We start from the raw sequence: 26902 nt of genomic DNA on the forward strand, positions 1-26902 counted from the left end.
ACTCGTGACCTCAACCTTGGCAAGGTTGCGCTCTACCAACTGAGCTAGTGTCGCATAAAGCTTAAGATTAGATGGTGCCCCGGGCCGGACTTGAACCGGCACAGCGCGAACGCCGAGGGATTTTAAATCCCTTGTGTCTACCAATTCCACCACCAGGGCACACAAATCTAAATTTGTGATGGAGACACCATCTGCGATATCGATATTAACGCATCGTTATCAAAATAATTTGGAGCGACACACGAGGTTCGAACTCGTGACCTCAACCTTGGCAAGGTTGCGCTCTACCAACTGAGCTAGTGTCGCAAATGGAGGCGCGTCCCGGAGTCGAACCGAGGTCCACGGATTTGCAATCCGCTGCATAGCCACTCTGCCAACGCGCCTCTGTGACGCCAAGATGAAGAGTATTTAACTCGATTCCTCTTGGGTACGGAAAGCATTCTACTCATTCGAACTAACGAGTCAACACTAATTTTGATTTTTTAAATCGTTTGTCTATTAATCGTGCAAAACGACCCAAATTAGTGAGTTTGTTAGCAAATAATTGAGTAAATCCACTGAGTTAACTGAATTTACACAGATACCAGATACAAAAAAGCGGGCTATTGCCCGCTTTCGAAATCAGTGGTGTTCTTCATTGAGCAAATCATCTTTTGCTGCCATGAGATACTGCGCCATCGACCAGTAAGTCAGGAAGGTCGCAATGTACAATGCCGCATAACCAACCCAAATCATCCAATCATCGTACCGCCAAATAAGAACCCATAAAGCAAACATCTGACTGAGCGTTTTAACCTTGCCCACCCAAGAAACCGCCACACTCGCTCGTTTACCAATTTCAGCCATCCACTCACGTAATGCTGAAATGATGATTTCACGAGCGATCATTGTCACTGCCGGAATAGTGATCCAAATGCTGTGGTAATGCTCTGTAATTAAAATTAGCGCAGTCGCAACCAGTACTTTATCCGCTACAGGATCGATAAATGCGCCAAAACGAGAGGTTTGGCCCAGTTTTCGAGCCAGCATGCCGTCTAACCAATCTGTAAACCCAGCAACCCAAAACACCATTGCGGCGGCAAAAGGAGACCAGCTATAAGGGAGGTAAAACACAACGACAAATACTGGTATCAAGAAAAGTCGCAACAAAGACAATATGTTCGGGATATTTAAACGCATATTTATTTAAGGCTCTTTTTGTTTGCGTATGGCTCTATTTGGTGCTTCAAACAGCGCCTTATGGTGCGGGATTTTTATTATTGTTTCAATGCTTGATATATGTTTTCTGCCAAAGAAACACTAATACCCGGCACTTTGGCGATTTCTTCTACACTTGCTCGTTTAAGTTCTTGCAAACCACCCATGTATTTAAGTAAGGCTTGGCGGCGCTTTGGCCCGACGCCTTCAATGCCTTCTAAGGCACTGGTTCTACGGGTTTTTCCGCGCTTAGCTCGGTGACCAGCAATCGCATGATTGTGGCTTTCATCCCGAATATGCTGCATAAGATGCAGAGCTGGGGCGTCGCTAGGTAGGTTAAACTCATCCCCTTCAACGGTAATCAAAGTTTCCAGTCCTGGTTTACGAGTCACGCCTTTTGCGATACCGATCAAATGTGGTCGCTTTGGCCAGTCTCCCCAATATTGAGAAATAATCTCATGCGCACGATTTAGCTGGCCTTTACCACCGTCGATAAATACGATTTCGGGAATCTTTTCTACTTCGAGTTGCTTCGAGTAACGACGCTCTAGTGCTTGCCCCATCGCAGCGTAGTCATCTCCCCCCGTAATACCGGAAATATTATAACGACGATACTCTTGCTTAACGGGGCCCTCATGGTTGAACACCACGCACGATGCTATGGTACTCTCACCCATGGTATGGGAAATATCGAAACACTCCATACGTGTTATACTTTCCATTCCAAGCAACTCTCGCAACTCTTTAAAACGTTGAGAGATCGTCATCTTATGATTGATCTTGGTGGTGATTGCAGTGAGCGCGTTGGTGTTAGAAAGCTTCAAGTATCTGCCACGTGTACCAACCGGGTTAACATGAAAATGGACCTTACGTCCCGCAATACCTGAGAGCGCTTCAGCCAGCGAGTCAGAATCATCCATTAAGCCTGTGTTGAGTATAATTCGAGTCGGAATAGTCCTCGCCTCATTATGGCTTAAGTAGTATTGGCTTAAGAAACTATAAAAAACTTCTTGCTGAGTGGTGCTGTTTGGAATCTTAGGGAAATGGCTTCGGCTCCCCAAAACCTTACCTTGGCGAATCATTAAGATATGAATACAGGCAATCCCATTTTCTTGGGCAAAGCCGAGCACATCCATATCGTCCATAGAGTCTTCGGAAACAAATTGCTGCTCTTGCACGCGGCGTATTGCTTGGATTTGATCCCTGAATTTGGCTGCATCTTCAAAGCGCAATGATTGACTTGCCAGCTCCATTTTTTCAACTAATGAACTCAGGACTTGTTGATCTTTGCCCTGTAGAAACAAACGTACTAAATCGACTAGTTCTTCGTAATCTTGATCAGATATCACACTGCTAACACAAGGTGCTGCGCAGCGACCAATCTGATACATCAAGCAAGGCCGCGTCCGATTGCTGTAGACAGTGTCTTCACATTGTCTGACTGGAAAAATCTTTTGCAACAGATGGAGCGTTTCTCTTACCGCACCAGAATCAGGGTAAGGGCCGAAGTACTCGCCTTTGCGTTTTTTAGCGCCACGGTGCATCGAAAGCCGAGGATGTTTGTGTCCACTCACAAAGATATAGGGGTAGGACTTATCATCCCGCAAAAGTACATTGTACTTAGGCAGGTACTGTTTGATGTAGTTATGCTCTAGGATCAGGGCTTCAGTCTCGGTGTGTGTAACCGTGACATCAATTTTGGCAATATTACTTACGAGGGCACGCGTTTTTTCGCTATCTACTTTGATTCTAAAATAGCTTGAAAGGCGCTTTTTGAGATCTTTGGCTTTACCAACATAGATAACCACAGCCTCGGCGTTATACATACGATAAACGCCAGGCTGATTGGTTACTGTTTTAAGGAAAGAAGCCGAGTCAAATTGGGTCATACCACTACCATGTACTGGATCTGAAAAACATTGATGGTAATGGCGCCTTATAATGTCTCGGTGTCGATCATTCCATGTCGAATCGCTAGGTGAGTCAATTCAACATCACCACTAATGTCTAGTTTATTAAACAAACGATAGCGGTAGCTGTTTACCGTTTTAGGACTCAGGTTCAACTGCTCAGAAATGTCAGTAACCTTTTCTCCTTTGGTAATCATCATCATGATTTGCAGCTCGCGCTCAGACAGATCAGCAAATGGGTTTTCCGAAGCCGGAGAAAATTGGCTAAGTGCCATCTGTTGAGCAATTTCTGGTGAGATGTAGCGTTGACCACTATTCACCATACGAATCGCGTTGACCATTTCATCTGGCCCCGCGCCTTTAGTCAGGTAACCCGCGGCACCTGCCTGCATCACTTTAGTTGGAAACGGATTTTCCGTATGAACAGTTAAAACGATGATTTTGACATCAGGATTAAAACGCAGGATCTTCTTGGTTGCCTCTAGGCCACCAATACCCGGCATATTCATATCCATTAAAATGACATCAGCATGGTTACTACGACACCATTTTACTGCTTCTTCACCGCTTTCAGCTTCCCCTGCTACGTTCATTCCACGGACGTCTTCAATAATACGTCGTATCCCTGTGCGAACCAGCTCGTGATCATCTACAAGGAAAACATTTATCAAACTTGTATCTCCACACAACATTAACTTGGCTCTGAACCCACTAGTGTGGATTACAGTACAGCTGCCTAGTTTAACTCAAATTACTCATTTCGCTTACTCTGAATATGTGCTGAAACGCAAAGTTTAGCAAGTACTTATTTTCATAACTGGTATTTAAATTGTTATTAATCTAATAATCAATTGCTTAGAGTATATTATTGGTCATTTTCATAGCACTTCGTCGATTCCAAAAGTGGTAAAATAGCTGCTTGCTATTTAACATTCTAAGCTTGTGGTACTCTATTTCTGCGGAAGTTCACCGCGTCATTTCGTTGATAATTATCACCATGGCTATTCAAAACGGATTCGTACTTACGCGGCAAGCCCGCGATATTAAAGGCAATACTCAGATTGATCTTTGGTTATCAACACCACATGGTCCTACTCAACTTCTGATTGAAGGCGAAAAGCCTGTCTTTTTTGTGTTTCAAGACCAGTTAGAAAGTGCCAAAGCACAGACCCAAAATTTACAAGTCGAATGGAAAATCTTACCACTGAAAGACTTTGACTTACGACCTGTGGCTGCATGTTACTGCAGTTCTATTAAGCAAGCTCAATCACTCAGCGAGCAGCTAAAGCAGCACGACATTGAAGTCTTAGAACACGATATTCGCCTTGCTGATCGCTTTTTAATGGAACGCTTTATTAAAGGTAGTATAGAGTTTGCAGGTGCAGTACAGAGTAATACACCCCACCGACGACTTAAGCAGGTGAGATGCCGCCAAGGTAATTACACCCCCGAACTTAAAGTGGTGTCATTAGACATTGAGTGTTCAGAAAAAGGTGTTCTCTATTCTATTGGGCTAGATAGTCCAATGGATAGTCGAGTGATTATGATTGGACAATCAGAGAAGGCTGACACTCATATACAGTGGGTAAACAACGAAAAAGAGTTGCTGCTGGCCCTAGTTGGTTGGTTTAACCAGTTCGACCCTGATGTTATTATTGGTTGGAACGTCATCGACTTTGATTTCAGGCTCCTACATAAGCGTGCCGAGAGGAATCAGGTCAAACTTATACTTGGTCGAGGTAAGCAATCGAGCTTTTTCCGCACATCAAACACAACTCAACAAGCCTTTATCTCGATCCCCGGCCGAGTTGTAATGGATGGGATTGATACCCTTAAGACGGCGACCTACCACTTTCGAAGTTGGTCACTTGAGTCAGTTTCGCAAGAATTACTCGGCGAAGGTAAGCAGATACACAACGTACACGATCGCATGGACGAAATCAATCAGATGTTTCGCCATGACAAGCCCTCACTTGCAAAATATAACCTGCAAGATTGTGTATTGGTTAACAAGATTTTTGCTCACACTCATTTACTTGAGTTTGCCATTGAGCGCTCGAAGCTGACGGGCGTTGAGCTCGACCGCGTTGGAGGCTCAGTCGCTGCCTTTACTAATCTGTATCTACCTCAGTTGCATCGTGCAGGTTATGTCGCTCCTAATCTGCATTCTGAGAATTGGGTTGCAAGTCCTGGTGGGTATGTGATGGATTCCATCCCAAACCTCTACGATTCTGTTTTAGTTCTCGACTTTAAAAGCCTCTACCCTTCAATCATTCGTAGTTTTCTAATCGACCCTATGGGGTTAATTGAGGGTTTACAGTTAGAGGTTGGTAATCAGGAAGAGCAAGCGGTTCCAGGATTCCGGGGCGGCCAATTTCACCGCTCCCGCCATTTCCTTCCTGAAATGATCGAAAATCTATGGGCAGCTCGCGATATCGCCAAAAAGAATAGCGAAAAAGCTTTCTCTCAAGCAATAAAAATTATCATGAACTCTTTCTATGGCGTGCTTGGTTCGTCAGGGTGCCGCTTCTTTGATACCCGGTTAGCTTCAAGTATTACCATGCGGGGTCACGAGATCATGAAGCAAACCAAGGTGTTGATTGAGGAGAAAGGTTATCAAGTCATCTATGGAGATACTGATTCCACTTTCGTCTCGCTCAATGGCCAATTCACCCAAAAGAAAGCCGATGAAATTGGCCACCAACTAGTCGACTATATCAACGATTGGTGGACGAACCATCTGCGTACCGAGTACAACCTCAACTCAATTTTGGAGCTAGAATACGAAACACACTATAAAAAGTTCTTAATGCCGACGATTCGGGGACAAGAAATTGGTTCGAAAAAACGCTATGCAGGACTTATCGGGGACGGAGAGGATGAACGACTCATTTTTAAAGGGTTAGAAAGTGCACGTACAGACTGGACCCCTCTTGCACAAGAGTTTCAGCAGACACTTTATTCGATGGTGTTTCATGGTAAAAATCCAAATGATTATGTTCGTAGGTTTGTAGAGCAGACAAAAGCGGGCCAATTCGATGACAAATTGATTTATCAAAAACGCTTAAGAAGAAAACTGCATGAGTATCAGAAAAACATCCCACCTCAAGTACGCGCGGCAAGAATAGCGGATGAGATCAATGGCCAATTAGGCCGACCGTTACAGTACCAAAACAAAGGCCGAATCGAGTATGTGATTACCATTGCAGGGCCAGAGCCGAAAGAGTACCAAAAGAGTGCCATCGACTATCAGCACTACATAGACAAGCAACTTAAACCTGTCGCGGAAGCAATCCTGCCATTTATTGGCGTAGATTTTGCCACTCTTAGCGAACCACAACTAGGTTTATTCTAACAGTTAGCAGACTATTTAGCGTCTTGCATAATCTCGGCGTAACGACCAGAGGCAACTAATTTCTCGAAACCTAGGTTAAATTGCTCGACAAAGTACGCTTGATGAGGGCTCTTGTTAGAGATAAGAACACTCCATTTTTGCACATCAACAGGCTTACTGGCATGGGTAATCTTTTGTGCTTGGTCGTAGGGAAGTTCATTATGGATTAATGTATAGCCAACACTTTCCGTCGCAATAACCAAGTCTACTCTATTAGCCACCAGCTTTTTAAAATTATTCACCTCACTCCGTACGCGTTGAACTTTTATCACGCCTTGTTGCTCTGCATCTTGGAATTCTTGCGAATACTCATAACCAATTGTGCCCCCTATCTCATATTCCCCGAGGTCACTAATAGTATGCCAATCAACTGTCTTGCCGACTAAATGAAACAGTACACGACGTTCTTCTAATACAGGAAGGGTATAGATAAATGCTGCTTGGCGCTTTTTATTTTCCGACCAAATCACTGTTCCGTCATATTGGCCTTCTTCTGCTAAAACATAAGACCTTTGCCACGGGTACCACCCCCAATCCACATCTATACCTTGTAGTTTGTACGCCTCAACAATAACTTGCGATGACGGCCCGCCGTTTGGCAAGGAGTTAGAAAGGTAAGGAGGCCATTCTCCATTGGTTAATTTAATGGTACTAGGACCTGCTAAAGTATGTGCAGACACTAGGTAGAGAACCACAAGGATCAACGGCAATTTCATACTACCTCCGATGGAATCAACGGTACATATTCCATATAACTATAGCAAATCCGCCCTTTGTCCCCCCCTCCCCCCTCTTTCATAGCATCGAGGCAGATCCTTTTCTCGCTCTATAAGAGCCACGAGTCCCTCATCCATCAGTTAATTGCCAAAAGCTGCGTGACTCTCGTTCAAAGCCAATTATTTTAAAGTAAAACATTTTTATTTATTTGCATTTCTTAACCCACCCTTAACCCTATTTAAACTAATTTTCGACAGATTAATGACATGTCGTCACCACAGGAAGAATATGTGTTGGCTAATTCCAACCAACCGGAGCGAGTAACACTAATCTGACTTACCCCGTTATAGATTTCACTGGTGTCCATGTTGCCGAAGATCAAGTTTGTATCATCAAATAACAAGAGAAATAGTATGAAAAGAAAATCTAATCTGCTTCTACTAGCAGCTTCAGGAGTGTTGAGTGCTAACGTTTGGGCATCTGGATTTGACGAGCCCGCTGGAGCAGCTATTAATATGCTCAGTACTCTGCAAGATTCAAGTGCAGTCAACTACATCAATGCCGCCTATCTAGCCGACGGTAACAGCGAGCCACCGACACTTTCCCAAGTAAAAACTCAGGTGCTAACCGAAAACAGACGCTACTTGATCGACTTTAGTAACATTGAACATGAATCTGATAAACATATTGCTCAGGACAAGCTACGTCAAAGCTTAGGTTTGTTGACTCTTGGGGATATGATTATCATTAGTGAGCACAAAGGAAAACTACTGTTTAGCCAATTAGAAGGGCCTGATGACAGTAACCTGGAGCGTCTTGAATACAAGTCCAAGCCACGACGGGTAAAGAAAAGCATCTCACCTCTAGCAGAAATAGACAACAGCATACCTAGGGTCGCTTTTTATATCGAGGCTAAACGCACAATCAGTGACGCAGCATGTAATCCTACCTGGAATACTTACCAAGGCCCCGTAAAGAGTACTGGCATGTGTGACAATGCCCATATCTCTTTGATTTATCAAGTGACGCTGCAACGCTCACTACCATACGGGAGCCAAGGGAGCGCTACGCCAGACGCAAAAATCGTTCGAGTTGCGATTGATGACTCTACGACCGGAGCGGGCATTAAACTAAACCGCGACTTCGGCAAAATTCTGCTTCATACACGCGGCATACCTTGGCCTGAAGGAGGGGACGAGCATGAGATGGTCACCACGGCACTCGCGCAAAACTATGACTTTAATTTTAATGCTTCAAATGACAAAGCTCGCATTCTGCGCACTGTGCCTAAAAACAATTTAAACAAAAACTATACCAACCGTGAGATTTCAACTTTTTCTTTCGGTGTTGTGGCGGGAGGTGAAGCGAGTAGCGACGGCGCCAAAGGCAAGCTTGAAGCTTCGGCAAACTGGACGGAATCAAAGTGGTTGTCTTTCGAAACCAATGACTATCGGGTCGATCGCCATTCAAACGGCTCTCAGCATGTAGGTTTCGAATGGGCAAGGGAGCAGTACCCAACCGCTGAATCGGTTATGGTAACTACAATCCATGGCTATACCGCAGGAATCACACTACCTGTTGATGAAAGTCGTATCCACAAAATGGGACACGCAAGCTTTCTACCAAAAATGGAAGTCATTTACTCCGCAGCCCCTGATGCTACAGGCAAAACCAAATTTGATATTGATTCCTCTGTCGACATAACTGGCTTTAGGTATATGACGAACGTGACACCGTTTTTTGGAGTGCGCACTTACTACGCTAAAGACAGTGATCACCAAGTCAATCGCGTCAACAAGAACATTAGTTTTGTGGTTGATTGGGACCACCCTGTCTTCACCGGAGGCAGGCCAGTTAACCTGCAGCTTAGTGGTTTCAAAAACAGATGCATTGCTATCGATAATCAACAACGTTTATCCAGTGAAGAGTGTGATGAATATGATAACCATCAGGCATTCATTTACAGTCGAGATGGTCAGTATATTAGCGCATACAACACCGAATATTGCTTAGATAGTGATGATCTAAGCCAAGCTCGGTCGTGTAGCTTAAGCCTCACACAAAAATGGAGTTGGGAGGAAGAGACAAAACCAGACAACTTAAAGAGCGCCCACCTCGATCGTTATCTAACGCACGATAAACAAACTGGTGAGCTGAGCATGTCATCTGGCACACAAACCGACTCTAAACTCAGTACTAAGATGTATACGCGTTATGTCAATGTATTTGACGCCTCGACAATAGAAACAAGCTCTTTTAAGTAACTCCCGCACACTAGATTTAAAGAATACCGCGGTAGTGAGAGCCACCTTGTTTCACTACCGCCTAGCCGACGCTTTATCCAATCTTAAATTCGGTCTTTTTATATTGGTGAGATAGCCACTCACCAAAACCATCAAGAATACCAATCACAGAACGTTTGGCGATAAGTCGCCCTGAAAGCAGTATCCCTAATCGGTCTATTTCTACCTGCTTTTCGGGGTGATAACACAAAAAAGCTTTTCCACACTCTTGTGGGTCATCAAACCACTTTTTGTCTTTGTACATGACGAGAGAGTAGCTCGCTCGGAGCAACTTCTTCGCGATGATCTTCTGCGCTTTAATCTGATCTTCAGGCTTATCACAACGGACAATACGATTGCGGTAAACCGCTACCCAATCTTCCACATCCATATTCCAGTGCTTGGCGATCTCCCAACTTGGTTCGTAATCACCAAAACACTCAGACAAATCTTCACCGAAAATGCACACTGAGCAATGCCGTAGCTGAAAGCCCCAAGAGAAAATACTCTCCAAACTCGCTACCTCTGAAACTAACGCAGTTTTAAAAGATATTTCAGTGATAAATGGATAAGACTTTTGAAAGCGCCATTTGATGGAATTAAATAGAGTGGTTCTTAGATTGCTAAACGGCTCAACTGTAACCACAATCACGTCCAAATTAGACACCCCAGGCTTTGCAGTTTTACGCGCAACACTGCCATAGAGATAAATGCTGTGCAGATTTTTCCCTAACCCATTTCTGAGGAAGCTCACTAATTCATCGATGGCTGGTTGATAATTAGGTTGAAACGGTGTTTTAGGGTTGATCGTGGAAAGATGCATTTGATTGGTAACACAAAATAAACGAACTCAATTTTCTAATGTTCGCTCACCGCGCAGGATGAATCAAGATATTCCTTCAGCTAGTGACTCGGTATATAATCGCGGTAATACCTATTCACACGAAGGAAATTGTTCATGCCAAAGGCAAGTGAGCTTAAAAAAGGTTTTGCTATCGAATCTAATGGTAAAACGCTATTAATTAAAGACATCGAAGTAACCACTCCTGGTGGTCGCGGCGGCGCTAAAATATACAAACTGCGTTGTACGGACCTAACTACAGGTGCTCGCGTTGATGAACGCTACAAATCAGACGACGTCGTAGAAACTGTAGACATGTTCAAACGTGCTTCTTCTTTCTCTTACGTTGATGGTGACGAATACATCTTCATGGATAACGAAGATTACACTCAATACACGTTCAAACAAGACGAAATTGAAGACGAACTACTATTTGTAACAGAAGACATCCAAGGTCTACATATAATCCTTGTTGACGGTAACGCCGTTGGCCTAGAGCTTCCTGCGGCTGTTGAATTAGTCATTGAAGAGACAGATCCTTCAATTAAAGGTGCTTCAGCATCAGCACGTACTAAGCCTGCGCGCTTCGCAACGGGCCTCACCGTGCAAGTTCCAGAATACATTGCTACTGGTGACCGAATCGTGATTAACACGACTGAACGTAAATACATGAGTCGCGCGTAGCCATGACAGATCTAATCTCATACGATGATGCCATCGACACGGCTTACGATATTTTCTTGGAAATGGCGCCAGACAACCTAGAGCCAGCAGATGTCATTCTATTCACCGCGCAGTTTGAAGAGCGCGGCGCTGCTGAGTTGGTTGAAACTGGTGACGACTGGGTTGAACATGTCGGTTTTGACGTAGACAAAGAAGTATATGCTGAAGTTCGTGTTGGCTTAGTCAACGAAAAAAATGATGTGCTTGATGATGTGTTCGCGCGCCTATTAATTAGCCGCGATCCTGAACACAAGTTCTGCCATGCTCTATGGAAACGCGACTAAAATCGACTTTCAAATGGCAAAGACAAAAACACCCTAGCCTTTGCTGGGGTGTTTTTTCATCAGGAGCTTTCTAGGAATCTAGCTAGCCCTATGAAGGATGCGCCTCTTAGTTAACTAAGAGTCAGTCCATCTTTATATTTTCAACTCGGGCTTTTAATTTTTGCCCAGGGCGGAAGGTCACTACGCGACGAGCACTGATTGGAATGTCTTCACCTGTCTTGGGGTTTCGACCTGGACGTTCATTCTTATCACGAAGATCAAAATTACCAAATCCAGACAGTTTTACCTGTTCGCCACTTTCCAGTGCCTTACGAATCTCTTCGAAAAACGCCTCAACCGTTTCCTTGGCATCCCGTTTACTGTATCCGAGCTTTTCAAACAGGTTCTCAGCCAAATCGGCCTTTGTGAGCGCCATAAAACTTTCCTCAAAGCTGTGTTAAACATCGCCGCCCCAAGGCAGCACCAAAGCATTTCACCAAGCCAATCAACAACATATCGGCTTTACCTTGGAAAGTGTATGCCAAGCTCATGATTTTCGCCAACTTTTTTCTTCAATGAGCACAATTTAGTCGACAAAACAACGAGATAGATGGCTAAATAGGCAGAATTTCCAACAATTAAAGGGATGATGAACGCCAATAGCGCAGAGGATTAGTTTATTATTAACAAGATTGTTAGATAATAATTTCAAATCAGAATCAGTTGATAGCTAAAGTACTGATGTAGGTAATAAAACACAAATCTTACGAAAACCACGTCATCCCAATAACTAATGGCTCTGTTGTTAGCGCAATTCAAAACATTAATGATGAAAAAACAATCACCTAATCCATACACAACGTGCTCTACATCACCAATATTAATATTAATAACGTAGTAATTAGCATAAACATACTAATTCAATTGCACAAATAGGCATACATATGAATACTAATTGTTCAAAATAACAATATTACAACAATGTCTATGGCTAATAATTATCAATCTTCCCTTTTGGAACGAGGGACGAGTCAACATGCGCGTGCGCTATTTGAGCAAATCGAAATACTTTTCGGAGTGGACAGCAATCACTTTTTTAAACATATACTCAACGAAAGAGTCACGCAGATCTGCGAGCAAGATAACTCGCTCCGGTATAAAAATATCGCGACAAAGCTGCAATCACCTTACTACTTTGTTAACGTCAATTATCCGCTGAAAGATGAACCTAAGCAGTGGCATGATTTTGAACAAAGGGCTTTAACACTTTTTGATAACTGGGCGCAGGCATGGTGTGCATTCAATGTCTGGAAGATTACGAAAAAATACTACAATCAAACCTGTAGTTTAAAACTTGAGTCAGTTCCAATATTTACTCAGAATGAAGAGAACTTCGCCGATAGCATCATCAAGGATATAGAGAAACACACAGAGCTCTATTACACGTTTCACAGTCAGTATGCAATGGAACTCCCTGACGCAGTAATGTTAATCAATCTAGCAACGTTTGTTTGGGAACAACAATGGTTTGAAATGCTCTATGAAATTGAAGTATCTTCTCAGGGAACTCACTTCATTCTAGCTCAGTTAGCCCCTGATCTAGCCTTCCCCATCATTGTATCTAGTGCGAAAATTAATCGACATCAAAACGCACTTGATTGGCTTTACTTTTCACCGTTTTTTCAAACTTCTTGCTGGACTTTGATCAACCAAGCAGAGATGCAAGATCAATTAGTGAACCTAGATCTCTTGTGTTCAGATGTCGAGATCAGTGATACTTCATCAGCGGAATTTGAAAACACACTATGGCAAAATATTAGGGCCCAAGAAAAGTGCTGCGAAATCGTCAGGCTAACTGTCAGTGGTAACCAGAATCAGAAGATTTTTTTCCTCTATTTGTCACAAAAAAGGCTAATGGCTCAACTGGACAAACACCACTTTCAGGTTGCCTTTGTCGTCATTGAGCAACCATTGATGATTCAGTATTACCAAAGTTTAAATAACGGTGCGTATCTAAAGATGAGTTTTTGCCACGTATCAGATTCAGGGTTCGCTACATATAAAGGACTTTGGTTTATTAAACCACTAAGTCAAGCTTTAGCCGAATGCAGTTATCGACATTATAAAGTTAGTACCATCACGCAATTAAAGCAGCATAGACACCAAGGACAAGAGCTACAATATGCTTAGTTATATTTCAGAACAGCTACTCTATCCAAAAGCCATCGCCCTGATTATGACTGCTTTACTTGTCTTTATATGGGCGGGGTATTTTTGCACCGCTCTCACTAGAAAGCATGGTGTCGGCAGCTTAAAACAGTATCTCTACTATGTGACCTATACGCTTGGGCTGTTTGTTTGGATTTTGAGTAATGCTTACTTTCATAGCGGATGGTTAGTTGAATGGGGCCCAGATGTAGGTACTATGATGGCAATCATTGCCAACCTTTCTGCACTGCTTGCATTTAGTTCAGCTTACTATTTCTCAGCCAAACTGAGAAAACATTACACAAGTAGTCAACCAAGTTTTTGGCAGTTTCTATTTGCTGGTTTAACCTTGACCTTTTGTACCGTGGTAAATATCGTTCCCGATCTGACTGTTAAAAGCGTAATCATTAAAGGCCCAAGTAACTTCATGTTAGAGTTTGGTGAGTACACTCGACCATTCTTTATTGGCTTAACGCTGCTATTCGCACTAACGTTCTTTAACCTGCTCTCTATTAAACGCGGTAGTAGCCGTGTACGACGCACAAGAGTTAACTATATGATACTCGGGATGACCATTTTTATGGCGTCTACTGCGGTTATCCAATTAGGTTTTACATATTTCTTCAATAACTTCTCTCTGACTTGGCTCCCACCAGCACTTTCAATTAGTGAAATGCTCTTTATGGGATACGCGATTCTCGCTTCTCGCTTTTACAGTTTTCGCTATCTCTGCCTTGTGGGGTGTTCACTACTCATTACCGCCGCCACCTATACATTTATCGTTTCTCTGTTCAAAGACTTGAGCTATGCCAGTACAGCAACAGGTATAGTCGCAATATTGGCCATCGGTCTCTCATGGCCTTATGTATCACGTTTGGTCCGCACCTGCCTAACCTACGCGTTGTACGGTTCACCTGTTTCTCCGACAGAGAAAATCGCTCAATTAGAAGACGAGTTTCAAAAATCCCCAAGTAAAGCCATAGAATCACTCGCGACTTATTTGGGTGTACCTAGCGATAAACTAAAGTTACTTGATGATTACCAAGGTGCCAGTATGTATCGCTCTTACTTCGAGAATCACTCCACACCGTTGGTGATCGATGAAATTGAAGATGCGATCGAAAAAAACCGCAACAAAGAACTATCAACCATCCACAGTAGTATGAATCAAATGGAGTCAGCACTGGTTCTGCCCATCTACGAAGGCAAGAACAAGCTATCCCATGTACTGGTTTCTAGTCACAAGCCGGGAGGTGTCAATTTTTCTTTTGAAGAACTCAAGGCACTAGAACGCGTCATACAGAAAGTTCAAGTTCATATCAATTACGAACAGAAAGTAAGACAGTCGCAAGCACTTGCGAATTCCATCGCTCACGAGATGAGAAATCCACTTGCACAGGTGCAGTTTGAGTTCGAATCGCTTAACCACAAGCTTCTATCTCCGAACGATGCCAACAGCCTAATGCAACATGTTGATAAAGGTAAGCAAGCGATAAAGCGCGGGCGACAACTGATTGATATCATCCTGCGAGAAGTTAACAACTCTTCACTTGATCAAGAACCAGCAGAAGCAACATTAATTCATGACGCAATCAATAGTGCGATTAATCAATACGGCTTCGACAATGATGATAACCTTAAACGTATCTCGTTGAATCTTGACCATGATTTCGTAGCCAAAATTAATGATACTCTGTTCAATTTTGTCTTATTTAACTTGCTACGCAATGCCATTTACTACTTTGACTCTTATCCGAATAGTCAGATTGAAATAAGGACTGAGCGCGGTCAGTACGAAAACTACTTACTGTTTCGAGATACCGGGCCAGGCATTCCTCAAAATTTGCTGAGGCGTATTTTTGATGACTTCTTTAGCCACAATAAGAGTGGTGGTAGTGGCTTAGGCCTCGGATACTGCCAACGCGTATTGACGTCATTTGGTGGTTCAATCAGTTGTCACTCAGAAGTTGGAAGCTTTACCGAGTTTAAACTCACCTTCCCGGCAACCAACGCTACCGTTTCTCAGGCTATAAAAACCAGCCCGGTACCTAAACAAGAAACAAAAGCCTCTACTCCTGCAGTTGCTGTATCTAATGGCGGGCTTAATTTTGGCGTCGCACCTTCTCATATGATATTGGTCGTTGATGATAAAGAAATTCAGCGCACCTTAGTTAAACTTTATCTTGAACAGTTAGGCTATGGCGTCGTACTGGCAAATAATGGCAAAGTGGCGATTGAGATTATCCGAAGCAACCCCATTGATCTTGTATTTATGGATATCCAGATGCCAGTCATGAATGGTTTTGAGGCAGCGAGCATCATTAAGCGAACCTATCCAACGATTCCAATTATCGCTCTGTCAGGAGAGTCTGGCGAACGAGAACTGAACTTGATTAGCGAGCTTATGGACGGACGACTGTCTAAACCAACGACAAAAGAAGCACTCGATCAAATGTTGAAATCTGCTCTACCTATGGGCATACATTAAGCAGTAGTTTACTGGCGAAACAAAACTCTCAAAGCGGTTATGGTATCAATTTGCCATACCGCTTTCGCAGATAAACATTTGATTATATGGGAACTCCCCATCCTCTTCTCAAAACCATCAATAACTTCACTCATTATTCGGCACTAAATCATAGTACCGATCATTCGCCCTTCGAAAACGAGACACATGTCAGATAGAAATAAGAAAATAGTTGCTCATACATCAGCATCAGGTAAATAAGATCGCAAAACTTTGAGTCGCGATAATTCAAATCAGCACCAAATTCAGGTTACTTCTTGCGATCTAATCGTATGTACGATGCTAACTAAGCTATATAAGATAAAAACAGTGTCGGCTCAATATTAACAACGTCAACACTTGGTGAACTCAGAACAACATGTTCAGCTATCTATTGAATCAACTATTATACCCAAAGGCGGTCGTATTACTCTCGACCTCTTTACTCGTCCTTATATGGGCTGGGTACTTTTGTACTGCTCTAGCAAAACGCCACGGGAGCCTCGGTCTAAAACACTATCTCTTTTATATTTGTTATACGTTAGGTGTGTTCATTTGGGCTCTCAGCAATAGCTATTTCCACACCGATCTCATTATGAAATTTGGTGATGCGATGGCCATTAAGATGGCCGTCGTTGCGAATCTCGCGACGCTGCTTGCGTTTGTTTCCGCCTATTGTTTCATCGTCAAATTGCATAAACACTATACAGATAAGAATGTCGCTCGATGGCAGAGCGTATTGGTCACCGCCATTGCACTATTCGGAGTGTTCAGCAACCTGATCCCTGGTGGTACGGTTCAGGGAATTGAAATTTCGGGTCCAAGCAAATTCCAATTAGAATTTGGCCCCTATACAAAATACTTTTTCCTTGGCTTCACTACCTTAGTATTTCTGACTTTTTTCAATCTGCTTTCATTAAGAAACAATCACAATCGAATAAGACAAACGAGAATTAATTACATGATTCTGGGTATCACCATTTTCATGTGCTCTACCGCCACCATTCAAGTTGGTATGACTTTCTTTTTTGACAACTTTTCACTGACTTGGCTCCCACCTACACTCTCTCTCAGTGAGATGTTACTCATGGGCTACGCGTTGCTCACATCTCGATTCGTTAGCCCACGATATATTTGTTTTGTCTTTGTTAGTGCGGCAATAACTACGCTTATATACGCCGTTTTCATTTCTTTGGTAGTACCAATATCAAAGGTGGATCTGTTTAATGTTTTATTACTTGTCCTGCTCATTGGAATGACATGGCACAAACTTTTCAAAGTGATCCAAAAAGGAGTAAGTCTGTTTTGCTATGGCGAATCAATAAATCCAGTAGAAAGAATTGCTCTTTTAGAAGAAGAGTTTCAAATATCTCCAACCCAAGCGATGGAGAAGTTAGCGAGCTATATAAGTGTGCCTAAGGGTAAACTGCGCCTACTTGACGATTATCGAGAAGTGAACCAGTACCGCTCCTATTTTGAGAGCTATCGCACCCCGTTAGTAATTGATGAAATTGAAGAAGAGTTACTTCAATCTAGTGATATGGCGCTTAGTGCGGTACACAACACTATGAGTAAAACTCAGTCTGCTCTAGTACTGCCCCTCTATGAGAGGAAAAATAAGCTTTCACATATTCTAGTATCAAGTTCAAAACCTACAGGAAGGCACTTTTCCTACGAGGAGCTGGCAGCAATTGAACGAGTGCTAAGAAAAATACAAGTGCATGTCAATTACAAAAAAGAAGTTAGACAATCACAAGCTTTAGCAAGTTCTATTGCACATGAGATGCGCAACCCGTTCTCGCAGCTTCTGCTCGAGTTTGAAATGCTAGAACAAGCTATTGACGCAAGGCAGCCATCTGAACAGCTAGTGTCATATGTTAAAAAAGGAGCCCATGCCATCGCTCAAAGCCATCAACTGATTGATATTATAATGCGTGAGCTGGAAGACGCTTCGCTCGATCAAGAGCCTGTTATTCCATCTTTGATATCATCGGTAATTTGTGCAGCGGTTGACCAATATGGCTTTGACAATGAAACCACGCGTCAAAGGATTCATTTAGAACTAGACCAAGACTTTGTCGCTGAAATTAATGCCACCTTACTCAGTTTTGTTCTGTTCAACCTTTTACGCAATGCCACCTACTATTTCGATTCTTACCCGAAAAGCCAAATTACAATTCGCATTGAGAATGGCCAATACGAGAACTCTGTTCTTTTTCGTGATACCGGGCCTGGAATACCAGAAAGCCTACAAGCACGCATCTTTGACGACTTCTTTAGCTATAACAAAAACGGCAGCAGCGGTTTAGGTTTGGGCTATTGTCAACGTGTTATGAACGCATTTGGAGGGTCAATCCACTGCCAATCTCGAATTGAGCAATACTCCGAATTCAAACTAACATTCCCAGCGACAAACATTTCGCTCAGTCAAATCAAAGCGCCAAAGCCTCACCAAGGCAACACAGCTCGGCAACAAATAGCTCCGGCTGTTAGTTGAAATAAGATCCGCCCTTCGTGATGATTGCCAGTCAATAGATTGGCAATCCCATTCCCAATTTGACTCTCATTTTGCTGTTTTTTGCTAGATTATCCAAATACACTTACTCTCAAATTGCTATTTTTTACACATTATTAAGCACCTACCACCTAAGTGGTCAAAGTCTCATTCTACTGGCATTGAATATGCTTAATCCTTACACGGTATACACAAGCGGCAACACTCCGTTTTACAGATGTCAGGAGCACGTTATGGAAGTTCAACGTCACACATACTATCGACTTATTCATCAAGGCATCAAGAGCCTTCTTGTCGACCGAATCGGGCATTTTACTGAGTTGGAATATCATGAATACTTAAATGGTATGACTGGAAAGTCATGTTGCTTTTCGATGAGCGATGAAGAATTGCAATTTGCCGTCGATAGTTTACGCAGTGAAGGCTATTTGGAAGATTTTAAGCGACAGATTCAACGTTAATTGACAAATTGACGGGTACAGACTTCGGCTCGCATGCTACTAAGCACTTTGTGATTGGCATTGAATTGGTTAGACTAAGAGCAATTACACAGATGTAGAATAACTCAATGAAACAACTGCTCGACTTTATCCCGCTGATTATCTTCTTTGTTCTATACAAAATGCAGGACATCTACGTTGCGACGGGCGCTCTTATAGCAGCCACCGCCATTCAAATAATCGTCACCTATGTCATGCTCAAAAAAGTAGAGAAGATGCAAGTCATCACTTTTCTGATGGTAGCCATCTTTGGTGGCATGACAATTTTCCTTCACGATGACAACTTCATAAAATGGAAAGTCACCATCGTTTATATGATTTTTTCCATTGGCTTGGCAGTCAGCCATATCATCGGTAAATCAGCGATTAAGAGCATGTTGGGCAAAGAAATCACCCTCCCCGAGCACATATGGGCCAAAGTCACATGGGCATGGGTAGCATTCTTTGCATTCTGTGCGGGGTTAAACGTCTATATCGCGTTCAAACTGCCTCTTGATGTTTGGGTTAACTTCAAGGTGTTTGGCCTGCTTGCCGCAACATTTGGATTTACTCTACTCACTGGTGTGTATATTTATAAGCATATGCCTAAAGACGATAGGCAGGCAAACTCTAGCGAATAAGTTGATAAGTTTGTTACAATCCTACTTTTGCGGCGACCGACTTGGTCGCTGCTTCGTTTGTATTGGATGTCACAATGAGCACAGAACACACCGCACCTAAAGGGCAGATGCTTCTTAGAACCCTCGCTATGCCAGCAGATACCAACGCCAATGGCGATATTTTTGGTGGTTGGATCATGTCACAACTCGATCTAGCTGGCGGGATTCTCGCCAAAGAAATCTCATCTGGCCGCATTGTTACGGTTTCTGTATCGAGCATCACTTTTAAAAAGCCTGTCCGCGTTGGTGATGTCGTCTGTTGTTATGGTGAGTGTACTAAGATTGGCCGTACTTCAATGAGTATTGACCTAGAAGTATGGGTAAAGCCCGTGAAAGAGCATGGCCTAGAAGATCGCTTTATGGTGTGTGACGCCACATTCAATTACGTTGCTATTGATGGCGACGGAAAGCCTCGTCCGATCAAGTAATCAGCATAGGTATAGAATTATCTATACATCAAAGCTTTAAAAATACGCTAGTTAAGGTAGAGTAATCGTCTGAAATTAAGCTAATTATATAAGGATATCGGCTCATGTGGTACGTCATTTTCTCACAAGATGTAGAGAACTCTTTGGAAAAACGCCTTAGCGCTCGTCCGGCTCATCTAGAACGTTTGCAAGTACTCCAAGATGAAGGTCGCTTGCTGACTGCTGGTCCTATGCCTGCAATAGACTCTGATAACCCTGGTGAAGCTGGTTTTACAGGTTCGACTGTCATTGCTGAATTCGAATCTCTACAACAAGCGCAAGAGTGGGCAGACTCAGACCCATACATTGCAGCAGGTGTATATCAAAGCGTTGTCGTAAAACCATTCAAAAAAGTATTCTAATCATGCTTAACTCGCTAAAGATATATACTCTAGTGGCCTTAGGCACCTTAATTGTGGGGTGTTCTTCTGCATCATCAGAAAAGCAGAAACAGCTTGAGTTACTCGCACAAAGCCGTGCTAACTTGCTATCAACAGAGTTACCGCTTGAGTCTGGTCCATTATCTATCATGCGCGCCAACGCAAAAGGAACCACGATTGAGATTATGATGGTTTACAATGACGATGCAAAAGGGGCTAGACCTACATCTCAAGTGTTGAAGCAGAGCATTCAAACCTATTGCAACACACCAGATACCAAGAATAACCTAGAGGTAGGGGTCAGCTACCGTATTAAGATGCGCAATAGCCGCGGGCAGCTAATGGCAGATGAGTTAATCACTAACCAACGCTGCCAGACTCTAAGCAAGTAACCGATAGGCGGCACCTGTTAAATATTGAGTAAAGGCGACATTATTGGAGTCTTTACTATCTTAATTATTGATGAATTTTTTATTGCAGCTTACAGTTGTTCAAGTTTCTAATCTTCCCCTATATTTCAATACGATAGCTCCTCATCGCTCTGATGGTCTTAATTAAAACAGACTCAACACTGACAAAACTGACCAATAATTAACCATAATGTGTTGACGGTTTTCTTGTCGGCTTCTAAGTTTTCATATTAATGTCACAACTAAGGAGGTTCACCGCATGAAACGTGCTAGCAACTCATACCGTCTTCAATTGATTAAAGAGGTAGCGACTCGGCAAGATCGGCTGAAAGGTGGTGATCCGATGGCGAGCTATATACAACATTTGCTTGATGAGAAACCTCAAAATGAAAAGCGCAATGAAGTGAACCACCGATTCTCAGGAAACCATTTTGATGAGCACGCCGGTGGTTGGGTTAACGATCGTTGGGGCTTGAAGTAAGTGAGCTAGTTGTCAGATTTCAAACAGAGAGGTTCATTGGGCAAGCGCTCAAGAATCTCTCTTTGTTTTATTTCGGTCAGTTGATGCCACAGATACCTTTCTTCCCGGCTACGTCCGCAGCCGATACAAATACCATTGTTGCTAGATTCGCATAGACCCACGCAGGGGTTAGTATTGTCATTTCGTATATCCATACTACACCTTAAAATACAGTACACGACATTTAAGATGTAGCCTAAATAATGGGCCATGTAAATCTTTGATTTTAAAATAGATCTTGTTGCGGGGTGTGGGTAAGTATCTCTTCCGTGGGCTTAGATTGCCCTTTTCGAATTTTGCGTAAGTACCGTTGTCGACAGAGCTTTATCACATGTAACTGTTGAGCAGGTGTCATATTAAGCCAATTAAAACGCTCTTCCCTTTTGCGCATACAGCCCTGACAATAGCCTTTCTCATCTACTGTACATATGCCGACGCAGGGACTTGGGACGATAAAAAACTCTAACTGCTCCAAGCGATTCCTCTCACTTTAATTAACGCATAAATTTCACTCTACGTGAATTGTAATTGTATGTTTATCAATGAGTTTCAATATGTGATTGATACCAAACTATGACCTTATTTTGACAAATCCTGCCTGCAATTCACTATACTGCTCTCATCAAAGTCATAAAGCTGACTTATCTATTTATTATCGGAGTTGATCTATTATGAAGCTTAGTCCAAAAATGTTACTTGCAGCAATTACTCTACCTCTTGTTGTAACGGCATGTGCAAGCACTGGAGACGATGTGAAACCAATTACAGCTCAAGATTTACAACACCATAACTGGGAACTGGTTAGCATTGACGGCGAAGATATCACGCTAGAAGGTCGTCAAAACCCACCACGTCTAGAAATTGGCGAGAAAATGACTGCCAACGGTAATGCTGGATGCAACAACTTCTTTGGCCAAGCAGAATTAAAAGATAATCAGTTCCGTATCGAAAAAATGGGTATGACCATGAAAATGTGTGTTGGTGACATTATGGATATTGAACAAGCATTCGGCCAAACTCTATCTGACTGGAGCGATATGACTCTAACGCAAGACTCAATGGTGCTAAAAAACGATGTACATACGCTAACGTTTAAATTGAACGATTGGAAAAACTAACATTTATCGCCAAAATAAGTTCAGAAAGCAGCCAACTTGGCTGCTTTTTGATTTCTACCAGACTCTTTTCATACATCTCGTCAACAATTCAGCCAAATTGTTAATAATCCTGATTTTTTCAGTCATAATGAATGAATAATTGCGTTAGCTCGGTCTCTAATTATTGGCCGATACAATTATTCAACTAACAGGGAACATTATGACAAGGCTGATCACTCTTATTTCTTCGCTTGTTTTTTCACTTTCTTCCGTTGCAGCAGACCAATGGCAAGAGACTGTCGAGAAAGCAAAAGGACAAACCGTTTACTTCCATGCTTGGGGTGGTAGCCAAGAAATTAACCGCTATATTCAATGGGCCGGCAATGAGCTTCAATCACAATACGGTGTAACATTAAAACATGTAAAAGTCACCGATATTGCAGAAACAACATCACGCTTGATTGCAGAAAAAGCAGCAGGAAAAAATAGTGGTGGTAGTGTCGACATGGTTTGGATTAATGGTGAGAACTTCAAATCTATGAAAGACAACCAACTTCTATTTGGTCCATTTGCCGAGGGTTTACCTAGCTGGCAGTATGTCGATAAATCACTTCCTGTCGACGTAGATTTCTCTGAACCGACAGAGGGCCTAGAAGCTCCTTGGGGCGTAGGTCAACTGGTCTTTATTCATGATGAAAAAGAGCTAAATAATCCACCACAATCATTCGCAGAACTACAAAGTTACGCCAAAGCGTACCCCAACCGAATCACTTACCCTCGACCGCCAGAATTTCATGGCACGAGTTTTATTAAAGCACTATTGATCGAATTGACAAATAATGATGCTTCTCTACAGCAGCCAGTTTCTGATGAGAGTTTTGCTATCGTGACACAGCCTCTTTGGTCATACTTAGATGAATTACATCAAGTGGCTTGGCGTGGTGGCAAACAGTTCCCAGCGGGCACGGCAGAAACGGTTCAGTTGCTTGATGATGGCCAAATCGATCTCGCCATTACATTCAATCCAAATGCCGTATTTTCCGCACAAGTAAGTGGCAACCTAGCAGACACAACAAAGGCTTATGCAATGGAGGCTGGTGCTCTTTCTAACATCCACTTCTTAGCGATTCCTTGGAATGCCAATGCAAGCGCTGGAGCTCAAATTGCGATTAATTTCCTACTCAGCCCTGAAGCGCAATCTCGTAAAGGAGATTTGAATGTATGGGGTGATCCTTCCGTACTAAGTAGCCAATTCTTAACTGGTTCAGCTAAGAATACCCAGCAATTTAAGTCAATTGCCGAGCCTCACCCTAGCTGGCAAGCTGCTTTGGAAAAAGAGTGGCTAAAACGCTATGGAAACTAGAGTTACTGCATGTTAAGAGCGCTCTATTTAGTCATTATTGTCGTTTGTATAGTGCCTACCCTACCAGGCTTGCTTGGTGTGTTGGTCTCTGCGCTCGGGTACATCCCCCCGATTGGCTTAAATCAGTTTTCCATTGATGGCTTTTCTGCTGTTTTTGAATGGGCTGGTGTTTGGCAGTCAATCGGGTTAACGGTATATAGCGCGATTTTGAGTAGCTACCTAGCCTGTTTGATCACTTTTGCCATTTTGCAATCTGCATGGAGGACTGCATTTTGGCGTAAGATTGAGTTGAGCTTATCTCCGCTACTCGCGATGCCTCACGTTGCATTTGCTATTGGTTTTGCTTTCTTGTTTGCGCCGACGGGAATGGGCGCGCGTATCCTACATGATATGTTTGGTTACAACCCTAACGGACAAACGGTCGATGACTTGGCGCTATTAGTCAAAGACCCTTATGCAATGGGCTTAATTGTAATGTTGGCCATCAAAGAAGTCCCCTTCTTACTTCTGATGAGTATCCCCATTCTTCAGCAGTTAAATGTTGAACAGACTGAAAAAGTCAGTCACGCCATGGGCTATAGCTCGGCTCAAACTTGGTGGAAATGTCTTTTCCCTCAATGGTTTGCTAAGCTGCGCTTCCCTATGCTCGCGGTTATGGCTTACAGCTTATCTGTGGTTGACGTTGCCTTAATTGTTGGCCCTACCAATCCGCCAACATTTGCTGTATTGGTCTGGCAATGGTTCAATGACCCAGATTTATCACTGCTTCCTCGCGCAGCAGCTGGTGCCGTTGTTTTATTCACAATAGCCACATTACTGATTGTTTTTGCTCGCTTGGTCGAATGGACAGTCACCAAAGGTTTTAAGGCTTGGCAATATTCGGGTAGAAAGGGAGTCAATTTACCGGGAAAAAGCCTTTTCTCTGTAGTCGCAGGATTAACCTTAGCGATAATTCCGCTATTGATTATTTGGAGTTTCGCTCAACGCTGGCGGTTCCCAGATCTCCTGCCATCCAAGTTTAGCCTTCGATTTTGGCAATATGAATGGCAAGGTATTTTAGCCACTCTAGAACAGAGTCTAGTCATCGCGCTTGTCTGTGCGACTGTGAGTTTGGTGTTAGCGTTGATCGCTCATGAATATCGTCTACGTTACCGTTGGCAGGTACCGGGGTATATCATCGCAATCCCTATGCTCATCCCACAATTGTCAGTTCTGTTTGGTGTGCAAATCGTGACTTTGTACTTAAACAGCGAAGCGTATTTGTTTTGGGTATGCTGGGCTCACGTTTTTTTCGCTTTCCCATTCGTCTATCTATCACTTGATGGACCATGGCGCAGCTTTGACGACGGGCTTACGCGCGTTGCCCTTAGCTTAGGTAAGTCTCCGTTACAGGCTTGGATGAAAGTTAAACTGCCATTGCTATTACCTGCCATCGCGTTTGCTTGGGCTATAGGCATTAGTGTGAGTCTCGCTCAATACCTTCCGACTCTCGTGTTGGGAGCGGGACGTATCAGCACAATCACTACTGAAGCTGTCGCTTTATCCAGCGGCTTTGATCGTCGCGTCACTGCCATTTATGCTATTTGGCAAGCGATCTTACCACTGCTGTTTTTCTCATTTGCGATTCTACTTAGCCGACTACACGTTAAGTATCGCCGACTGACTATTAAAGGTTTACTACCAAATGAGTCTTTGTCTCGAAAACCTCGCCATCCGTAAAACGAATGGTGACCCCCTTTTCTCTGATTTCAACCTGACCGTCGAGCCAGGAGAAATTGTCACTTTGATGGGCCCAAGTGGCTGTGGTAAATCAACCTTGCTTGATGCGATTGCTGGTCACTTGTCATCAGAATTTGATTACTCAGGCTCTATCACATTGAGCGAGCAACGCCTTGATAGACTGCCCGCACACAAACGTCAAGTTGGTATTCTATTTCAAGATGATTTGCTCTTTCCGCATCTAACTGTGTGGGAAAACCTTGCGTTTGCATTGCCCGACTCGATGAAAGGAGCACAAAGAAAATCAAGAGCGATGCAAGCATTAAAAAACATCTCACTATCAAAACTCGCAGAGTCCTATCCAGACCAGATCTCTGGCGGTCAACGCGCTCGTATTGCCTTAACACGCATGCTACTAGCGAAACCCAAAGTCGCTTTATTAGATGAGCCTTACAGCAAGCTAGATAAGGAACTGAGAGAGCAATTCCGCGCTTGGGTTGTCGAGCAATTAAAACAGGCCAATATTCCAGCATTGATGGTCACTCATGATGACGAAGACATTCCATCAGATAGCCGCTGTATAACTTGGCCGTGGGAGACAAAACATGCTTGATCGTTTCAGTATCAAAGTTATTCGTTGGCCTTTAGCTCAGTCTGCCAAGCTATTTGATAAGCTAGGGGTCACTGCCAACCAGACAACACTGTTTGGCTTTGCCTTAGGCTGCCTTGCCTTTCCCGCTTTGATCGTAGAGCAATACACCTTAGCGCTGGCTTTTATAGTTCTCAATCGGATATGCGATGGCCTTGATGGCGCACTTGCACGTGTTCAAGGTATTTCGGATGCGGGGGGCTTTCTCGATATCAGCTTAGATTTTCTATTTTACTCGCTGATCCCATTTGGTTTTGTGCTCGCTAATCCAGAGCAAAACGCCATTGCCGGGGCATTTCTGATTTTTTCTTTTATCGGAACGGGGACAAGTTTTTTAGCTTTTGCTGTAATGGCAGGAAAACGCGGCATCGACAACCCTGTCTATAAAAACAAGTCACTCTATTACATGAGTGGACTCACCGAAGGAACAGAGACAATTGGCTGCTTTATTTTGTTCTGCTTATTTCCACAACATTTTGCCTTGATTGCATTCGTCTTTGGTGCCGCATGCTGGTTTACAACCTTTACCCGTATCTATTCAGGCTTTCAGACATTAAATGAGGCGCCTTAGCGCCTCATTTA

Annotated in this window: 26 protein-coding genes and 3 tRNA genes; 18 read left to right on the top strand and 11 right to left on the bottom strand. The window is 43.1% G+C overall.

Going from position 1 to position 26902, the window contains the following annotated elements:
* Positions 1-72 precede the first annotated feature (72 nt).
* The 6 genes from APB76_RS03390 to uvrY all read right to left on the bottom strand — a co-directional run bounded on the left by APB76_RS03390 (position 73) and on the right by uvrY (position 3778).
* A tRNA-Leu gene (locus APB76_RS03390) sits at positions 73-159 on the bottom strand.
* Positions 160-230: 71 nt separating this feature from the next.
* Positions 231-306, bottom strand: a tRNA-Gly gene (locus tag APB76_RS03395).
* 3 nt (positions 307-309) lie between these two features.
* Positions 310-383, bottom strand: a tRNA-Cys gene (locus tag APB76_RS03400).
* A 238-nt stretch (positions 384-621) separates the two neighbouring features.
* Positions 622-1179 carry a CDP-diacylglycerol--glycerol-3-phosphate 3-phosphatidyltransferase gene (gene pgsA, locus APB76_RS03405; RefSeq protein WP_049846979.1) on the bottom strand — a complete coding sequence of 186 codons (558 nt, stop codon included), beginning with the start codon at positions 1177-1179 and terminating at the stop codon, positions 622-624.
* A 77-nt stretch (positions 1180-1256) separates the two neighbouring features.
* Complete coding sequence (uvrC, locus tag APB76_RS03410) at positions 1257-3086, bottom strand: excinuclease ABC subunit UvrC (RefSeq protein ID WP_054963137.1); 1830 nt, start codon at positions 3084-3086, stop codon at positions 1257-1259.
* 47 nt (positions 3087-3133) lie between these two features.
* Positions 3134-3778 carry a UvrY/SirA/GacA family response regulator transcription factor gene (uvrY, locus tag APB76_RS03415; RefSeq protein ID WP_004746682.1) on the bottom strand — a complete coding sequence of 215 codons (645 nt, stop codon included), beginning with the start codon at positions 3776-3778 and terminating at the stop codon, positions 3134-3136.
* Positions 3779-4104: 326 nt separating this feature from the next.
* Between uvrY and APB76_RS03420 the strand changes: the two genes are divergently transcribed.
* Positions 4105-6462: a DNA polymerase II gene (locus APB76_RS03420; protein WP_054963136.1), complete on the top strand. Its 2358-nt coding sequence runs from the start codon at positions 4105-4107 to the stop codon at positions 6460-6462.
* Between the two features lie 11 nt (positions 6463-6473).
* On the opposite strand, the gene APB76_RS03425 is transcribed toward APB76_RS03420, so the two are convergent.
* On the bottom strand, positions 6474-7217 hold the full coding sequence (locus tag APB76_RS03425) for a substrate-binding periplasmic protein (RefSeq protein ID WP_054963135.1): 744 nt from the start codon (positions 7215-7217) through the stop codon (positions 6474-6476).
* 414 nt (positions 7218-7631) lie between these two features.
* On the opposite strand from APB76_RS03425, the gene APB76_RS03430 reads away from it, so the two are divergent.
* A complete protein-coding gene (locus tag APB76_RS03430; protein ID WP_054963134.1) occupies positions 7632-9482 on the top strand; it encodes a leukocidin family pore-forming toxin in 1851 nt (616 codons plus the stop codon).
* A 73-nt stretch (positions 9483-9555) separates the two neighbouring features.
* Here the strand turns inward: APB76_RS03430 and APB76_RS03435 are convergent, their stop codons facing one another.
* Positions 9556-10323, bottom strand: coding sequence for a nucleotidyltransferase domain-containing protein (locus tag APB76_RS03435; RefSeq protein ID WP_054963133.1), 768 nt, complete (start codon positions 10321-10323; stop codon positions 9556-9558).
* Positions 10324-10458: 135 nt separating this feature from the next.
* Between APB76_RS03435 and yeiP the strand changes: the two genes are divergently transcribed.
* Both yeiP and APB76_RS03445 read left to right on the top strand, forming a co-directional pair.
* Positions 10459-11025, top strand: a complete 567-nt coding sequence (gene yeiP, locus APB76_RS03440) for an elongation factor P-like protein YeiP (RefSeq protein WP_049846973.1) — start codon at positions 10459-10461, stop codon at positions 11023-11025.
* Between the two features lie 2 nt (positions 11026-11027).
* The gene (locus APB76_RS03445) at positions 11028-11348 is read left to right on the top strand and encodes an HI1450 family dsDNA-mimic protein (protein WP_054963132.1); all 321 of its coding nucleotides are present in this window, start codon (positions 11028-11030) and stop codon (positions 11346-11348) included.
* A gap of 121 nt (positions 11349-11469) precedes the next feature.
* Here APB76_RS03445 and ihfA read toward each other — a convergent pair whose 3' ends face one another.
* Entirely contained in the window at positions 11470-11763 is a 294-nt protein-coding gene (ihfA, locus tag APB76_RS03450; protein WP_049846971.1) for an integration host factor subunit alpha, read from the bottom strand.
* Between the two features lie 551 nt (positions 11764-12314).
* On the opposite strand from ihfA, the gene APB76_RS03455 reads away from it, so the two are divergent.
* The 9 genes from APB76_RS03455 (at position 12315) to APB76_RS03495 (ending at position 21453) form a co-directional block, all read left to right on the top strand.
* Positions 12315-13517, top strand: a complete 1203-nt coding sequence (locus tag APB76_RS03455; protein WP_054963138.1) for an acyl-homoserine-lactone synthase — start codon at positions 12315-12317, stop codon at positions 13515-13517.
* Complete coding sequence (locus APB76_RS03460; protein ID WP_054963131.1) at positions 13510-16023, top strand: response regulator; 2514 nt, start codon at positions 13510-13512, stop codon at positions 16021-16023. The genes APB76_RS03455 and APB76_RS03460 overlap by 8 nt, the downstream gene beginning before the upstream one ends.
* Positions 16024-16636: 613 nt before the next feature.
* On the top strand, positions 16637-18538 hold the full coding sequence (locus APB76_RS03465) for a sensor histidine kinase (RefSeq protein ID WP_237767877.1): 1902 nt from the start codon (positions 16637-16639) through the stop codon (positions 18536-18538).
* A 251-nt stretch (positions 18539-18789) separates the two neighbouring features.
* Positions 18790-19017, top strand: coding sequence for a hypothetical protein (locus tag APB76_RS03470; RefSeq protein ID WP_049846968.1), 228 nt, complete (start codon positions 18790-18792; stop codon positions 19015-19017).
* Between the two features lie 107 nt (positions 19018-19124).
* Complete coding sequence (locus tag APB76_RS03475; RefSeq protein WP_054963129.1) at positions 19125-19676, top strand: septation protein A; 552 nt, start codon at positions 19125-19127, stop codon at positions 19674-19676.
* A gap of 74 nt (positions 19677-19750) precedes the next feature.
* Complete coding sequence (yciA, locus tag APB76_RS03480) at positions 19751-20143, top strand: acyl-CoA thioester hydrolase YciA (RefSeq protein WP_049846966.1); 393 nt, start codon at positions 19751-19753, stop codon at positions 20141-20143.
* A gap of 104 nt (positions 20144-20247) precedes the next feature.
* On the top strand, positions 20248-20544 hold the full coding sequence (locus APB76_RS03485; RefSeq protein WP_049846965.1) for a YciI family protein: 297 nt from the start codon (positions 20248-20250) through the stop codon (positions 20542-20544).
* A gap of 2 nt (positions 20545-20546) precedes the next feature.
* The gene (locus APB76_RS03490; protein ID WP_054963128.1) at positions 20547-20954 is read left to right on the top strand and encodes a GspS/AspS pilotin family protein; all 408 of its coding nucleotides are present in this window, start codon (positions 20547-20549) and stop codon (positions 20952-20954) included.
* Between the two features lie 277 nt (positions 20955-21231).
* Positions 21232-21453, top strand: coding sequence for a hypothetical protein (locus APB76_RS03495; RefSeq protein ID WP_049846963.1), 222 nt, complete (start codon positions 21232-21234; stop codon positions 21451-21453).
* A gap of 5 nt (positions 21454-21458) precedes the next feature.
* Here the strand turns inward: APB76_RS03495 and APB76_RS23530 are convergent, their stop codons facing one another.
* Together APB76_RS23530 and APB76_RS22500 are read right to left on the bottom strand one after the other, a co-directional pair.
* On the bottom strand, positions 21459-21578 hold the full coding sequence (locus tag APB76_RS23530) for a DUF1289 domain-containing protein (protein WP_371719914.1): 120 nt from the start codon (positions 21576-21578) through the stop codon (positions 21459-21461).
* 140 nt (positions 21579-21718) lie between these two features.
* Positions 21719-21967 carry a DUF1289 domain-containing protein gene (locus APB76_RS22500; RefSeq protein ID WP_074181688.1) on the bottom strand — a complete coding sequence of 83 codons (249 nt, stop codon included), beginning with the start codon at positions 21965-21967 and terminating at the stop codon, positions 21719-21721.
* Positions 21968-22163: 196 nt separating this feature from the next.
* Here APB76_RS22500 and APB76_RS03500 point away from each other — a divergent pair, with 196 nt between their 5' ends.
* The 5 genes from APB76_RS03500 (at position 22164) to APB76_RS03520 (ending at position 26891) form a co-directional block, all read left to right on the top strand.
* Positions 22164-22610 (top strand): META domain-containing protein, encoded by a 447-nt coding sequence (locus tag APB76_RS03500; RefSeq protein WP_054963127.1) that lies wholly within the window; start codon positions 22164-22166, stop codon positions 22608-22610.
* A 199-nt stretch (positions 22611-22809) separates the two neighbouring features.
* Positions 22810-23952 (top strand): ABC transporter substrate-binding protein, encoded by a 1143-nt coding sequence (locus APB76_RS03505; protein WP_054963126.1) that lies wholly within the window; start codon positions 22810-22812, stop codon positions 23950-23952.
* 9 nt (positions 23953-23961) lie between these two features.
* On the top strand, positions 23962-25671 hold the full coding sequence (locus APB76_RS03510; protein ID WP_054963125.1) for an ABC transporter permease: 1710 nt from the start codon (positions 23962-23964) through the stop codon (positions 25669-25671).
* Positions 25637-26284 carry an ATP-binding cassette domain-containing protein gene (locus APB76_RS03515; protein WP_054963124.1) on the top strand — a complete coding sequence of 216 codons (648 nt, stop codon included), beginning with the start codon at positions 25637-25639 and terminating at the stop codon, positions 26282-26284. The genes APB76_RS03510 and APB76_RS03515 overlap by 35 nt, the downstream gene beginning before the upstream one ends.
* Positions 26277-26891, top strand: a complete 615-nt coding sequence (locus APB76_RS03520; RefSeq protein WP_049846958.1) for a CDP-alcohol phosphatidyltransferase family protein — start codon at positions 26277-26279, stop codon at positions 26889-26891. The genes APB76_RS03515 and APB76_RS03520 overlap by 8 nt, the downstream gene beginning before the upstream one ends.
* Positions 26892-26902 lie beyond the last annotated feature (11 nt).

This window comes from Vibrio bivalvicida (genome assembly GCF_001399455.2).
Taxonomy (GTDB): domain Bacteria; phylum Pseudomonadota; class Gammaproteobacteria; order Enterobacterales; family Vibrionaceae; genus Vibrio; species Vibrio bivalvicida.